This is a genomic window from Streptococcus sp. SC1 (assembly GCF_030272855.1).
Lineage (GTDB): Bacteria > Bacillota > Bacilli > Lactobacillales > Streptococcaceae > Streptococcus.
In genome coordinates this window covers 159,934-173,655 of record NZ_JAQCMU010000002.1, presented here as the reverse complement: position 1 = coordinate 173,655, position 13,722 = coordinate 159,934, and the positions used below count along the sequence as shown (strand labels likewise).

The window sequence follows — 13,722 nt, the reverse complement described above, 5'->3', positions numbered from 1 at the left end:
TTCCCCATACAATTACATTCTACCACTTTTGATACAGTTTGTCACGGCTCACCGTGGTATTTTGACCCCTAAAAGGCTATGTAAACGTTTTTATATTCGGTTTTAAATACTGAAAATATAGCTAAAATGTGGTATAATGAGATGGTGATTTAATATTGAAATGAGGCATTTTTTAATGCAAGATAGAAACTTAGTAGATGTCAATTTGACCAGCGAAATGAAGACCAGTTTCATCGATTATGCAATGAGTGTTATCGTGGCTCGGGCTCTTCCAGATGTTCGCGATGGTCTTAAGCCGGTTCATCGCCGGATTCTTTATGGCATGAATGAGCTAGGCGTTACGCCTGATAAGCCTCACAAGAAATCAGCTCGTATCACAGGGGATGTCATGGGTAAATACCACCCGCATGGCGATTCCTCTATTTATGAAGCGATGGTGCGGATGGCTCAATGGTGGAGCTATCGCTACATGTTGGTAGACGGCCATGGAAACTTCGGTTCGATGGACGGAGACGGGGCCGCTGCCCAGCGTTATACAGAAGCACGTATGAGCAAGATTGCGTTGGAGATGCTTCGTGATATTAACAAAAATACTGTTGATTATATTGACAACTATGATGCCAGCGAGAGAGAGCCGATGGTTCTTCCTGCTCGCTTCCCTAACTTGCTCGTAAATGGAGCGACAGGGATTGCCGTTGGGATGGCGACCAATATCCCACCTCATAATCTTGGTGAGTCTATTGATGCGGTTAAGCTGGTTATGGATAATCCAGAAGCAACGACTCGTGACATCATGGAAGTTCTGCCTGGCCCAGATTTTCCAACAGGAGCACTGGTGATGGGGAAATCTGGTATTCACCGTGCTTATGAAACGGGGAAGGGTTCGATTGTTCTTCGTTCTCGCACTGAAATCGAAGAGATGAAAAATGGCCGCGAGCGAATTGTCGTAACCGAGTTCCCTTACATGGTTAATAAGACTAAGGTTCACGAGCATATTGTTCGTCTGGTGCAGGAAAAACGCATTGACGGTATCACAGCCGTTCGTGATGAGTCCAATCGTGAAGGGGTTCGTTTTGTCATTGAGGTTCGTCGTGACGCCTCTGCTCATGTCATTTTAAATAACCTATTCAAGCTGACTCAGATGCAGACCAATTTCAGCTTCAATATGCTGGCTATTCAAAATGGTGTGCCGAAGATTCTGTCTCTACGTGAGATTTTGTTGGCCTACATTGAGCACCAAAAAGAAGTAGTGACTCGACGGACGGCCTTTGATAAAGAAAAGGCGGAAGCGCGAGCACACATCTTAGCTGGTTTGCTGATTGCGCTGGATCACATTGATGAAGTGATTCGCATCATCCGTAATAGCGAGACGGACGCAGAAGCACAGGCTGAATTGATGGCTAAATTTGAGCTGTCTGAGCGCCAGAGTCAGGCTATCCTCGACATGCGTCTGCGTCGTCTGACTGGTTTGGAACGCGATAAGATTCAGTCAGAGTATGACGAGCTGATTGCCTTGATTGCGGACTTAGCTGATATCTTGGCTAAGCCAGAGCGCGTTGTCGCTATTATCAAGGAAGAGTTAGACGAGGTTAAGCGTAAATATGCGGATGACCGCCGAACTGAGCTGATGGTAGGAGAAGTTCTTTCACTTGAAGATGAAGATTTAATTGAGGAAGCGGATGTTTTGATTACCTTGTCTAATAAAGGCTATATTAAACGTCTGAATCAGGCAGAATTCACTGCTCAGAAACGAGGGGGCCGCGGTGTTCAAGGAACTGGTGTCAAAGATGATGACTTCGTCAAAGAGCTGGTTTCAACGAGTACCCACGACAGATTGCTCTTCTTCACTAATAAAGGCCGAGTCTATCGTCTCAAAGGCTATGAAATCCCTGAGTATGGCCGAACAGCCAAGGGATTGCCAGTGGTCAATCTCTTGAAACTGGATGAAGGAGAGAATATTCAGACCATTATTAACGTCCAGCAGGACAGTAGCGATCATTCCTATCTCTTCTTTACGACCCGTCTAGGTGTGGTTAAACGAACCAGCGTGACAGAATTTGCTAATATTCGTCAGAACGGTCTCAAGGCTTTGAATTTGAAAGATGAAGACGAGCTTATCAATGTCTTTCTGACGGACGGTGCTGCGGATGTTATCATTGGTACTAAGTTTGGTTATTCTGTCCGCTTCAATGAGACAGCTGTTCGGAGCATGAGCCGTAGTGCGACTGGTGTTCGCGGAGTTAATCTTCGAGATGGTGACCAGGTTGTTGGAGCTGGTGTGATTGCCGAGGGAGACGAAGTGCTTGTCATTACCGAAAAAGGCTATGGTAAGCGTACTCTTGCTAGCGAGTATCCAACCAAGGGCCGTGGTGGTAAAGGGATTAAAACAGCCAATATCACAGATAAAAATGGACCTCTTGCTGGTCTGATGACCGTTACTGGCGAGGAAGATTTGATGATCATCACTAATACAGGCGTCATCATTCGGACCAGTGTGGCCAATATTTCTCAGACAGGTCGTTCAACCATGGGAGTGAAGGTTATGCGTCTGGATCAAAATGCCCAGATTGTCACCTTTACAACGGTTGCGCCTGACGCAAAAGACGATGAGGAAGAAGTAGAATAAGAGGAGGATGAAAGTGAAGAAATCTAAGAAGAAATTCAAGCTCAGAAATTTCATCATTAACTGTGCGGTTTTCCTTTTATTTCTAGTTGCCCTAGCTCTGATTTTCAACTCGTCTATCCGAAATATGATCATGGTTTGGCACACGAATCAATACCAGGTTAGCAAGGTCTCTAAGGAAGAAATCAAGCAGAATAAGGCAGTCGAGTCAAGTTTCGAGTTTAGCGATGTCCAATCTCTTTCTACAGAAGCGGTGATTAATGCTCAGTGGCAGGCTCAAAAATTGCCAGTTATCGGTGGCATTTCGATTCCTGAAGTGTCGATGAATTTGCCAATTTTCAAGGGCTTGGATAATGTTGGACTCTACTATGGTGCTGGCACTATGAAAGAAGATCAACAGATGGGACAAGGGAATTATGCCTTGGCCAGCCACCACGTCTTTGGAATTACTGGAGCTAGTGACATGCTCTTTTCACCGCTAGATCGTGCCAAAATAGGGATGAAAATCTATATCACGGATAAGGAAAAAATCTATACCTATACGATTTCTAGTATAGAAAGTGTCGCACCAGAGCGCGTGGATGTCATCAATGATACGGAGGGGGTTGCTGAGATCACTTTAGTCACATGTGAGGATGCAGCAGCAACCAGTCGAACTATTGTTAAAGGTACGCTTGAAAGTACGATTGACTATGACAAGGCACCAAAAGATATTTTAGATGCTTTCAGTCGATCTTATAATCAAATGCAGCTATGATAAGAAATATTGTAAAACGAAGTAACAAGAGTTACTTCGTTTTTTAATTGATAAAATTTACAAATATTTCCTATGATATCTAATGTTTGAAATGCTGTGTAAGAATTTAATCTTTTTTTATTTAATCTCGAATTAATAGGTAAGGAGGTTGATATGTATCGTATTTCATTGCAGGATGACATAAGTATGATGCCGCGTGAACGGCTGATAAGAGAAGGAGCGGATAAACTTAGTAATCAGGAATTGCTATCTATATTTTTGCGAACAGGCAGCAAAAAAGAAACTGTTTTTCAAGTTTCTCAAAGGATTTTATCATCGATTTCTAGTTTGAATGATCTGAAATATTTGACTTTACAGGAATTACAGACAATTTCAGGAATTGGCCCTGTGAAGGCTGTTGAGTTGCAAGCCATTATTGAGCTTGGATGCCGTATCAATAAGGCTGAAGTGCTGGAGAGGGAGCAAATTCTTGGAAGTCAAAAACTAGCTCGCAAAATGCAGGTCGAATTGGGAGATAAAAAGCAGGAATGTTTGGTTGCTATTTATCTCAACAGTCAAAACCAGATCATCCATCAGCAGACAATCTTTGTAGGAACGGTAACTAGAAGTATTGCTGAACCACGTGAGATTTTGCATTATGCTCTCAAACACTTGGCAACATCTATTATACTAGTGCACAATCATCCTTCTGGAGTGACTTTACCAAGTAAGAATGACGACGAGGTCACCAAACACATGAAAGAAGCTTGTGAACTAATGGGGTTGGTTCTTTTAGATCATTTAATCGTTTCAAAAAATAATTATTATAGCTATCGTGAAAAAACGGATTTGATCTAAAGTTTGTGAACCACATAATCAAACAAGGCTAAATCCCCCGTTCTTGTGGGAAATAGAAATTCTGGATGCCACTGCACACCAAGAAATGGACTTCCATCAGTCGAGGTAACAGCCTCAATGACCTTGTCACGAGGATCGTAAGCTATGACTTCTAGATTTTTCGCTAGATCCTTGATACTTTGGTGATGGAATGAGTTGATTTGGCAAGTAGGTCCGTATAATTCATGGAGGATGGAGCCGTTTTTAGTGACCATAGTCTGTGTAGTGTATTGAGCAGTGCTATCTTGCCAGTGATTCTCGATGTCTTGGTGAAGTGTGCCACCCATAGCAACATTGTAAAGCTGAGTACCACGACAGACGCCAAAAATAGGCTTGTTTTGCTTCCGTGCTTCTCGGATGAGAGCTAGTTCAAATAGATCCCTTTGAAGCAGATAATCATCACTTTCGATAGTCTGTTCTTCTCCGTAGAAATGAGGCTTGACATTTTGTCCACCGGTAAGGATCAGTTTATCGATCATAGTGATATAGGTGTGAGCTAAGGCTTCATCACCAATTGGTAAGATAATTGGGATTCCTCCAACTTTATTGACTCCCTCGATAAAGCCAGTTGAAGTATAACTAATATGAATAAATTGATCGTTAGGAATATCCCTTTGGTTTCCTGTTATACCGATAATCGGTTTTTTCATAAAGTGTCTGTTTCCTTTCTTACCTTACTCATCATCTTTTCTCATGAAATAAAGTAAGGTTTGGAGTTCGCTGGTTAGGTCCACATATTGTACAACCACATCTTTGGGGACAGATAGGTGCACTGGGGAGAAGCAAAGAATCCCCTTGATGCCAGCATCAACCAAGACGGATGCGACTTCTTGTGCCTTAACGCTCGGCACTGTCAGAATGGCTGTCTTTACGTTTCCTTCCTGGACCTTTTCTTTAATTTGAGAAATTCCATAAATAGGAATTCCATCATTTGTGGTGGTTCCGACATCAGAATAATCATCTGTATCAAAGGCCATTACAATCTTCATTTTATTCCGTTCATGAAAGCGGTAGTGTAAAAGAGCACGGCCCATATTTCCGACACCAACGATCATGACATTTGTAATCGAGTTGTCGTTGAGAAGATTGGCAAAGAAATTCATTAGTTTCTTGACATCGTAGCCAAAACCTCTACGACCTAACTCACCGAAGTAAGAAAAGTCACGCCGAACAGTCGCAGAGTCGATTCCAATCGCCTCTGCGATTTGTTTTGAATTGGCCTTTTCAATATTTTCTGCATTAAATCGCTTGAAAATCCGGTAGTAGAGGGAGAGCCGCTTAGCAGTAGCACGTGGAATAGAATTGCTTTTTTCAGTTTTCACAAAATCACGACCTTTCTATCTTCTATTCTATAGAAAGCTTGTGAAAAAATCAACTAATTTGATGAACAAAATATTATTATACTAATAAAGATAGATAAAATAATAGAAATAAGCAAAATTCTTAGAATTTCGCTTATTGGGGTGTTTTTTCAAAAATATCTCTTTCAACTAAACTATCCATCAAGAAATAGAATTTTTGCTGAATAATATGGTGTTTTTCTGATTTGAAGATATTAACTAATCTTAGACCAGACTTGTCCGTAATATTGATTTTAACTCCGCTTAGATCTTTATTGATGATAATCTTAAGCAAGAATCCATCGCCACTATTGGGAACAGCTTCAAGTAAGCGAGAAAGCTCGTAATTACCAACTTTTGTTTCAGCAAATGTATTGTCCCGTAAGGTAAATTTCTTAACATTTGGATGGAGTGAGTAGGTGAAGTCGCAGTTTGCTAAGCTAACAGATGTTTGAAAAGCCATCTTATCCTCCTAGTATTTCTTTTAGTTTTTGGCTGAATAGTTTGATTTCTTGGATGCTAGTTTGGTCTGATACACTGATACGAATGGATTCTTTTAAGCGCTCAGAGTTAGAGCCATATAAGGCTTGAAGGACATGGCTGGGCTGAACAGCACCAGCTGTACAAGCAGAGCCAGTCGAGATTGAAAAGCCATTAAGGTCCATTTGAAGCAAGATAAGATCATTCTTTTGGTTTGGAAATCCAATATTGACAACATAAGGCAGGCTAGGCTGACTTTCGTTTAGGTAGTAGTCTATATCCGTTAGGTTGTCCAGTAAAGTATCTTTTAACTGCTGGGCATGCTCAAGATTTTCCTCTAAATGGGCAACATTTTCAGAAAGGGCAGTTGCCATTCCGACAATGGAAACGAGGTTTTCTGTACCCGCTCGATGCTTGTTTTCTTGATCGCCGCCATGCATGAAATTATCAAAATCCATCTGGTCAGCGTAGAGAAATCCCACCCCTTTTGGACCATGGAATTTATGAGCTGATGCACTCAGGAAATTGATTCCCCATTCTTCAGGATAGATGGGGAGCTTGCCGACGGCTTGGACCGCATCAACGTGGAAGGCAGCAGGATGCTCTTTTAGCAATTTACCAATTTCTTGAATCGGCAAAATATAGCCTGTTTCATTGTTGACAGCCATTACTGAGACAAGGATAGTATCTGGTCTGAGAGCATTCTTGATATCTTCCGTTCGGATTTGCCCATCCACTGGCTGAATAATAGTCGCTTCAAAGCCAAAATGCTCCACCAAGTATTCAACAGGCTCTAAAACAGCATGGTGTTCAATGGCCGTAGTGATAATATGCTTGCCTTGATTCTGATGGCGCAGGGCATAGCCCTTAATAGCAGTGTTATTGCTTTCAGTAGCACCTGAAGTGAAGAGGATATTTTTGCTCTGTGTGTGTAGAACTCTAGCAATATCTTCGCGAGCTTGTCGGAGCAGTTTTTTAGCTTCTCGACCGTGGCTGTGGGTACTGGATGGATTGCCGAAGACTGTCATTGCCTGAGTCATGGACTCAATCGCGGCAGGCGATAAGGCAGTCGTAGCAGCATTATCTAAATAAATCACAAATTTATCCCTTATTTCTTTTGAAAAGCAAAAAGTGGGCTGACTGGTTTTCTTTCTTGAATACGCACGATAGCATCGCCAATCAACTCGCTGGCTGTGATGTAGTGAACATTCTTCGGAGTCTTTTCTTTTGTATCAACAGAGTCAGTCACCAAGATTTCTCGGATAGGAACACTGTCTAGTAAGTCTGCAGCTTCATCTGCAAATAAACCATGACTTGAGACAGCATAGATTTCGACAGCTCCTTCACGTTCAACGATTTTAGCAGCTTCTGAGAAGGTACGACCGGTATTTAAGATATCGTCAATCAAAATTGCTTTTTTGCCTTCAACCTCACCGATGATATAGCCTTCAGAGCGGCCTGCTTCATCTTCACCGTAGTCGATGATGGCGATTGGAGCATCGAGATATTCTGCCAAGCTACGAGCGCGTTTCACGCCAGAATTTTTCGGGCTAACGACGACAACATCCTCGCCAGTTAATCCCATATTGCAATAATGTTCGGCAAACAATGGAATGGTGAAGAGATTGTCAACAGGAATATCAAAGAATCCTTGTACTTGGACAGCGTGAAGGTCAAGTGAGATGACTCTATCTACGCCAGCTCCAACGAGCATGTTGGCCACGAGTTTTGCAGTGATTGGCTCGCGAGGAGCGGCCGTCCGATCTTGGCGGGCATAACCAAAATAGGGCATAACCACAGTTACGGTATTGGCACTTGCTCGTTTACAAGCATCAACCATAATCAATAACTCCATCAAGTGATTATTGACTGGGAAGCTGGTAGACTGGATGATATAGATATCATAGCCACGAACACTCTCCTCAATGTTAATCTGAATCTCGCCATCAGAAAATTGGCGGGAAGAAAGCTTGCCTAAAGGTACTCCGGCAGCTTCAGCAATCTTCTCAGCAATTGAGTGATTGGAATTGAGGGAGAAAAGCTTCATATTTTTTTTGTCTGACATTAGAATGACCATCCTCTTTTTGTCTCTTTAGATTTATAAATATTATTTTACCAAAAAAATGAGATTATTTCAGCATTTTTACAAGTTTTCGGCAAATCTAGCGATCTTACTTTTACCAGGCTTGTATTGGATTTGATTTTCGTTTAAAAAGTCTTTGAACTTTTGTTCACCCTCTTCAATATCATTGATCTCTAATTCTAGTTCGAAATCTTTTTTGCCAAAGTAACGGCTTTCGTCCAAGGCAAAAAGTCCGAGTGCATCTTGTTTTTCGTATCGAATATTTTCAAGGGTTCCGAGTATTGTTAGATTGTCAACTGGGATCCCTTTTTCTTGGAGTTTGTCTAGGATTTCTCCCTGAGGAAATTGCAAATTTTTTGTAATTTCCTTAAATTCATCTTTGGACAAGGCTTGGTTATACTCGAAATTTCCAGGTTTTTGAGGAATTTTTAGAGTAAACTCAGCAGCGTCAGGAGTGGTTCGGACTCGCAGAGCCATACGAGCTTCACGAAGAGCAAAGTCAGCCGAATCAATATAATAGTTGACTTGGAAAATTGGCTGGACATGATCAAAGAAGGTCAGAAGTCGTTTATGTTCGTCTTCTGTTAGTATTGTTTTGTATTCAATTTCTAAATGGTTCATTTTTAAATCCTTTTCTTTATCTGAAAGCGATTTTATGTTATAATAACAACTGTGTTTATTTTATACAAAAAACGAATAGATGACAAGGTATGTATATGACAATAGATTGGGAAGATTTTCTGGATCCATATATTCAGGCGGTTGGTGAGTTGAAAATAAAGCTTCGTGGCATTCGCAAACAGTATCGCAAACAGCAACGCCATTCACCGATCGAGTTTGTAACCGGTCGCGTAAAACATATTGAAAGCATCAAGGAAAAAATGGAACTTCGCGGGATAACTGAGGAAAACTTAGCCCAAGAGATGCAGGATATTGCTGGTTTGCGTGTCATGGTTCAATTTGTAGACGATGTGGATGAAGTTTTAGAAGTTTTGCGAAATCGGACAGACATGCATATCGTCCAAGAGCGTGATTACATCAAAAACAAAAAAGCCAGTGGATATCGTAGCTACCATGCCATCGTTGAATATCCGGTAGATACGATTAACGGAAATAAAGTTATCTTAGCAGAAATTCAGATTCGTACCTTGTCCATGAACTTTTGGGCAACGATTGAGCACTCTTTAAACTATAAGTATAAAGGAGAATTTCCAGAGGAGATCAAGAAACGCTTGGAGATAACGGCCAATCTGGCCTACCAACTAGACGAAGAGATGGGAGCCATTCGTGATGCCATCCAAGAAGCACAGGCGCTCTTTGATCCTCTGCACCGTAAGCTAAATGACGGTGTTGGAAATAGTGACGATACAGATGAAGAATACAGGTAAAAAAATTGCGATTATCCGCAATCGCAAAAGGCAGAGTGAGGAAGTATTTCAAACTCTGATGCAAAAATTGCGGAAAGCAGGCTTTATCCTGACACCCAAAAATCCAGATATCGTGATTTCTGTTGGTGGTGATGGGATGCTGCTATCAGCCTTCCACAAGTATGAAGATCAGCTGGATAAGGTGCGCTTTGTCGGTGTCCATACCGGACATTTGGGTTTTTATACAGATTACCGAGACTTTGAAATCGATAAATTAGTGGAAAATCTGAAATTGGACACAGGTGCCAAGGTCTCTTATCCGATTTTAAATGTCAAGCTAACCTTTGAAAATGGGGAAACTCGGACGATTCGTGCGCTCAATGAAGCAACGATTAAACGCTCCGACAGAACCATGGTTGTTGATGTAGTCATCAATAATGTTCATTTTGAGCGTTTTAGAGGCGATGGGATTTCTGTCTCAACGCCTACTGGAAGCACAGCTTACAATAAATCATTGGGAGGAGCTGTTCTGCATCCAACGATTGAAGCCTTGCAAGTGACAGAGATTGCTAGCCTCAACAATCGTGTGTATCGTACTTTAGGTTCCTCAGTTATTGTTCCTAAAAAAGATAAGATTGAGCTCCTACCGACTCGTAATGACTACTATACCATAGCGGTTGATAATCAAACATTTTCTTATAAAAATATTGTCCGTATTGAGTACCAAATCGATAATCATAAGATTAACTTTGTAGCTTCGCCTAGCCATACCAGCTTTTGGAATCGCGTGAGAGACTCCTTTATCGAGGAGTGCCAAGAATGAGATTTGAATTTATTACGGATGAGCATGTCAAAGTCAAAACTTTTTTGAAAAAGCATGAAATTTCAAAAGCCCTTTTGGACAAAGTGAAGTTTGCAGGGGGGAATATTCTTGTCAATAATCAGCCTCAAAACGCTATTTACTTGCTGGATATTGGCGATAAGGTGACAGTAGATATCCCTTCTGAGAAAGGCTTTGAAAGCCTAGAAGCTGTGGATCGTGATTTATCGATCGTGTATGAAGATGAGCACTTTCTAGTTTTAGATAAACCTGCCGGAGTAGCTAGTATTCCTAGTGTCAACCATTCGAATACGATGGCAAACTTTGTCAAGGCTTACTATATTCGGCAAGATTATGAAAATCAGCAGGTTCACATTGTGACGAGATTGGATCGCGATACTAGTGGACTCATGCTCTTTGCAAAACATGGCTATGCTCATGCAAGACTGGATAAGCAACTGCAGAAAAAAATGATTGAAAAGCGCTATTACGCACTCGTTCAGGGGAGCGGTGAGCTTAAACCGGAGGGAGATATAATTGCGCCAATCGGGCGCGATCCTGACAGCATTATTACCAGATGTGTGACAAAAGATGGTAAGTATGCCCATACTAGCTACAAGGTTGTAGAGCAGTTTGGCGATATCTATCTGGTAGATATTCGTCTGCATACTGGGAGGACTCATCAGATTCGTGTGCACTTCGCCCATCTTGGATTTCCTCTCCTCGGAGATGATCTCTATGGCGGGACTTTAGAAGCGAGAATTAACCGTCAGGCCTTGCATTGTCACTCTTTATCTTTTTATAATCCATTTTTGGAAAAGCAGCTTCAATTGGAATCCCAGTTGCCGATTGATTTCCAAAATACTATTACATCGTTAACAAAAAATAATTAAAATTTTAAAGGAGAAACTCATGGAAGTTTTTGAAAGTCTAAGAGACACAGTTGTTGGAAAAAATGTTCGTATTGTATTGCCAGAAGGGCAAGAACCGCGTATTCTTCAAGCGGTGAAACGCATAGTAAAAGAATCAGAAGTTACACCAGTTCTTTTGGGAAATCCAGATAAAATCCGTATTTACCTGGAAATCGAAAACATTATGGACGGATATGAAGTCATAGATCCTAAAAACCATGACAGAATGGAAGAAATGGTAGCTGCTCTTGTGGAACGTCGTAAGGGCAAAATCAGTGAAGAAGAAGCTCTCGAGCTTTTAAGAACAGACGTTAACTATTTTGGAGTTATGCTGGTCTACCTCGGTATCGTAGATGGTATGGTTTCTGGCTCTATCCACTCTACAGCTGCTACAGTGCGTCCAGCCTTGCAAATCATTAAAACGCGTCCAAATGTAACAAGAACTTCAGGTGCCTTCCTCATGGTGCGTGGTTCAGAACGTTATCTTTTCAGTGACTGTGCCATTAACATCAATCCTGACTCAGAAGCTTTGGCAGAAATCGCGATTAACTCAGCTGTGACAGCCAAAATGTTTGGTATTGATCCGAAGATTGCCATGCTTAGCTATTCAACTAAAGGATCTGGTTTTGGAGAAAGCGTTGATAAAGTAGTTCACGCGACTAAGTTGGTTCATGAATTGCGCCCAGACCTAGAAGTTGACGGGGAATTGCAATTTGACGCTGCCTTTGTACCTAGCACAGCAGCCCTGAAAGCTCCAGGAAGCAAGGTTGCAGGTAAAGCGACTGTCTTTGTCTTCCCAAGCATTGAAGCAGGGAATATCGGTTATAAAATGGCAGAGCGTTTAGGTGGATTCTCAGCAGTCGGTCCAGTTCTTCAAGGACTGAATAAGCCAGTAAACGACCTTTCTCGCGGATGTAATTCAGATGATGTTTATAACTTAACACTGATTACAGCTGCACAAAGCGTTGACCAATAAAATAACTAAAAAAGAGTCTGGGACAAAAGTCCTAGCCTCTCGATTGTCTTTGGATTATCGAGCAAGACACAGTGGTTGAGTGGGCTCTACTAGGCTGATTTCATCAGCTTTTACAGCCCTACTCAACTGTGCGGAGGTGGGACGACGAAATCGAATTCTAACGAATTACCGATTTCTGTCCCACTCTCTTTTTAGTCTACTTAAGTATAAGAAAAATGTTAGATTTAAAAAATTTTGGAATTGAAATGTGGGAAGAGGAAAAGATCGCCTCTTTCCGCAAGAAATTATTGACTTGGTATGATGAACATAAACGTGATTTGCCTTGGCGCCGAACAAACAATCCTTATCACATCTGGGTTTCTGAGATTATGTTGCAGCAAACACGTGTGGATACGGTTATTCCTTACTATAAGCGTTTTCTTGAATGGTTTCCGACAGTAGCGGACTTAGCTAAGGCACCAGAGGATAGACTGCTCAAGGCTTGGGAAGGGTTGGGCTATTATTCGCGGGTTCGAAATATGCAAAAAGCGGCCCAGCAGATAATGACGGATTTTGATGCAAAATTTCCCGATAGCTACGAAGAAATTGCTAGCCTCAAAGGAATTGGGCCTTATACGGCTGGTGCCATTGCTAGTATTGCCTTTGCCCTTCCTGAACCCGCGGTGGATGGAAATGTCATGCGGGTGCTGAGTCGCTTGTTTGAGGTTGATTTAGATATTGGCCAACCTAGCAATCGTAAGGTCTTTCAAGCCATGATGGAGATTCTGATTGATCCAGACAGACCTGGAGATTTCAATCAGGCCCTGATGGATCTGGGGTCAGATATCGAAGCTCCTGTCAATCCTCATCCAGAAGACAGTCCAGTAAAGGAGTTCAGTGCTGCTTATTTGAACGGAACTATGGATAAATATCCAATTAAAGCACCGAAAAAGAAGCCAGTTCCAGTCTATCTGCAAGGCTTGATTATCGAAAACGGGCAAGGACAGTTCTTGCTTGAAAAGAATGAGGCTGCTGGCTTGTTATCAGGTTTTTGGCATTTCCCCTTGATTGAAGTCGAGGAATTTCAAACCGAAAATCAGATCTCTCTATTTGAAGTGGCTGAAAATCAGCCCAGTCTGGATCTGTCTCCTCAAGAAAGCTTTGAGCAGGATTATGATTTGACTGTCGATTGGCAGCAGCAGTCCTTTCCAAAAGTGCAGCATGTTTTCAGTCATCGCAAGTGGCATATCCAGCTGGCTTATGGCCGAGTTAAAGATAGCCAGCACGAAGCTGACGGAGAGGTCTTGTGGCTACATCCAGAGGAATTTGAGAAATACCCTTTTGCCAAGCCCCAGCAGAAAATGTGGGAGGCTTTTAGGAACGTAAAAGATGGAAACTAAAGTCAATAGTCTGTTGTACTCAATTAAATTTACGAAGAATAGGAAATCACTAAAATATGTCCCCTACCTCTAGTCCTCCAGATAAAACTTTTATTGGACGTCGTAGCAAA

Annotated in this window: 14 protein-coding genes; 8 read left to right on the top strand and 6 right to left on the bottom strand. The window is 41.8% G+C overall.

Features of this window, described 5'->3' with window-relative positions; translation table 11 throughout:
• Positions 1-175: 175 nt before the first annotated feature.
• From gyrA to radC, 3 genes are all read left to right on the top strand, one after another.
• A complete protein-coding gene (gyrA, locus tag PAN94_RS03640; protein WP_285874654.1) occupies positions 176-2,626 on the top strand; it encodes a DNA gyrase subunit A in 2,451 nt (816 codons plus the stop codon).
• A gap of 7 nt (positions 2,627-2,633) precedes the next feature.
• Positions 2,634-3,380 carry a class A sortase gene (locus tag PAN94_RS03635; RefSeq protein ID WP_285874653.1) on the top strand — a complete coding sequence of 249 codons (747 nt, stop codon included), beginning with the start codon at positions 2,634-2,636 and terminating at the stop codon, positions 3,378-3,380.
• Between the two features lie 153 nt (positions 3,381-3,533).
• Positions 3,534-4,217: a RadC family protein gene (gene radC / locus PAN94_RS03630; RefSeq protein ID WP_061422797.1), complete on the top strand. Its 684-nt coding sequence runs from the start codon at positions 3,534-3,536 to the stop codon at positions 4,215-4,217.
• On the opposite strand, the gene PAN94_RS03625 is transcribed toward radC, so the two are convergent.
• The 6 genes from PAN94_RS03625 to PAN94_RS03600 all read right to left on the bottom strand — a co-directional run bounded on the left by PAN94_RS03625 (position 4,214) and on the right by PAN94_RS03600 (position 8,780).
• Positions 4,214-4,906 (bottom strand): gamma-glutamyl-gamma-aminobutyrate hydrolase family protein, encoded by a 693-nt coding sequence (locus PAN94_RS03625; protein ID WP_125371926.1) that lies wholly within the window; start codon positions 4,904-4,906, stop codon positions 4,214-4,216. The genes radC and PAN94_RS03625 overlap by 4 nt on opposite strands.
• Before the next feature lie 24 nt (positions 4,907-4,930).
• Positions 4,931-5,578, bottom strand: coding sequence for a redox-sensing transcriptional repressor Rex (locus tag PAN94_RS03620; protein WP_005590387.1), 648 nt, complete (start codon positions 5,576-5,578; stop codon positions 4,931-4,933).
• Between the two features lie 133 nt (positions 5,579-5,711).
• Positions 5,712-6,059 (bottom strand): DUF1831 domain-containing protein, encoded by a 348-nt coding sequence (locus PAN94_RS03615; RefSeq protein ID WP_125371928.1) that lies wholly within the window; start codon positions 6,057-6,059, stop codon positions 5,712-5,714.
• A 1-nt stretch (position 6,060) separates the two neighbouring features.
• The gene (locus tag PAN94_RS03610) at positions 6,061-7,173 is read right to left on the bottom strand and encodes a cysteine desulfurase family protein (RefSeq protein WP_285874650.1); all 1,113 of its coding nucleotides are present in this window, start codon (positions 7,171-7,173) and stop codon (positions 6,061-6,063) included.
• Positions 7,174-7,184: 11 nt separating this feature from the next.
• Entirely contained in the window at positions 7,185-8,141 is a 957-nt protein-coding gene (locus PAN94_RS03605; protein ID WP_081105361.1) for a ribose-phosphate diphosphokinase, read from the bottom strand.
• 78 nt (positions 8,142-8,219) lie between these two features.
• Positions 8,220-8,780, bottom strand: coding sequence for a CYTH domain-containing protein (locus PAN94_RS03600; protein WP_285874648.1), 561 nt, complete (start codon positions 8,778-8,780; stop codon positions 8,220-8,222).
• Positions 8,781-8,875: 95 nt separating this feature from the next.
• Here PAN94_RS03600 and yjbM point away from each other — a divergent pair, with 95 nt between their 5' ends.
• The 5 genes from yjbM (at position 8,876) to mutY (ending at position 13,612) form a co-directional block, all read left to right on the top strand.
• A complete protein-coding gene (yjbM, locus tag PAN94_RS03595) occupies positions 8,876-9,547 on the top strand; it encodes a GTP diphosphokinase (protein ID WP_285874647.1) in 672 nt (223 codons plus the stop codon).
• Positions 9,531-10,349, top strand: a complete 819-nt coding sequence (locus PAN94_RS03590; protein ID WP_285874646.1) for an NAD kinase — start codon at positions 9,531-9,533, stop codon at positions 10,347-10,349. The genes yjbM and PAN94_RS03590 overlap by 17 nt, the downstream gene beginning before the upstream one ends.
• Positions 10,346-11,239, top strand: coding sequence for an RluA family pseudouridine synthase (locus PAN94_RS03585; protein WP_285874644.1), 894 nt, complete (start codon positions 10,346-10,348; stop codon positions 11,237-11,239). The genes PAN94_RS03590 and PAN94_RS03585 overlap by 4 nt, the downstream gene beginning before the upstream one ends.
• A 19-nt stretch (positions 11,240-11,258) precedes the next feature.
• A complete protein-coding gene (gene pta, locus PAN94_RS03580; RefSeq protein ID WP_285874643.1) occupies positions 11,259-12,233 on the top strand; it encodes a phosphate acetyltransferase in 975 nt (324 codons plus the stop codon).
• Between the two features lie 215 nt (positions 12,234-12,448).
• Positions 12,449-13,612, top strand: coding sequence for an A/G-specific adenine glycosylase (gene mutY, locus PAN94_RS03575; protein ID WP_285874642.1), 1,164 nt, complete (start codon positions 12,449-12,451; stop codon positions 13,610-13,612).
• Positions 13,613-13,722: the final 110 nt, after the last annotated feature.

Excerpts from the sequence above, each read along its gene's own strand:
- gyrA (WP_285874654.1), top strand. The coding sequence starts at position 176 with ATGCAAGATAGAAACTTAGTAGATGTCAATTTGACCAGCGAAATGAAG.
- PAN94_RS03635 (WP_285874653.1), top strand. The coding sequence starts at position 2,634 with ATGAAAGTGAAGAAATCTAAGAAGAAATTCAAGCTCAGAAATTTCATC.
- radC (WP_061422797.1), top strand. The coding sequence starts at position 3,534 with ATGTATCGTATTTCATTGCAGGATGACATAAGTATGATGCCGCGTGAA.
- PAN94_RS03625 (WP_125371926.1), bottom strand. The coding sequence starts at position 4,906 with ATGAAAAAACCGATTATCGGTATAACAGGAAACCAAAGGGATATTCCT.
- PAN94_RS03615 (WP_125371928.1), bottom strand. The coding sequence starts at position 6,059 with ATGGCTTTTCAAACATCTGTTAGCTTAGCAAACTGCGACTTCACCTAC.
- PAN94_RS03605 (WP_081105361.1), bottom strand. The coding sequence starts at position 8,141 with ATGTCAGACAAAAAAAATATGAAGCTTTTCTCCCTCAATTCCAATCAC.
- PAN94_RS03600 (WP_285874648.1), bottom strand. The coding sequence starts at position 8,780 with ATGAACCATTTAGAAATTGAATACAAAACAATACTAACAGAAGACGAA.
- yjbM (WP_285874647.1), top strand. The coding sequence starts at position 8,876 with ATGACAATAGATTGGGAAGATTTTCTGGATCCATATATTCAGGCGGTT.
- PAN94_RS03590 (WP_285874646.1), top strand. The coding sequence starts at position 9,531 with ATGAAGAATACAGGTAAAAAAATTGCGATTATCCGCAATCGCAAAAGG.
- PAN94_RS03585 (WP_285874644.1), top strand. The coding sequence starts at position 10,346 with ATGAGATTTGAATTTATTACGGATGAGCATGTCAAAGTCAAAACTTTT.
- pta (WP_285874643.1), top strand. The coding sequence starts at position 11,259 with ATGGAAGTTTTTGAAAGTCTAAGAGACACAGTTGTTGGAAAAAATGTT.
- mutY (WP_285874642.1), top strand. The coding sequence starts at position 12,449 with ATGTTAGATTTAAAAAATTTTGGAATTGAAATGTGGGAAGAGGAAAAG.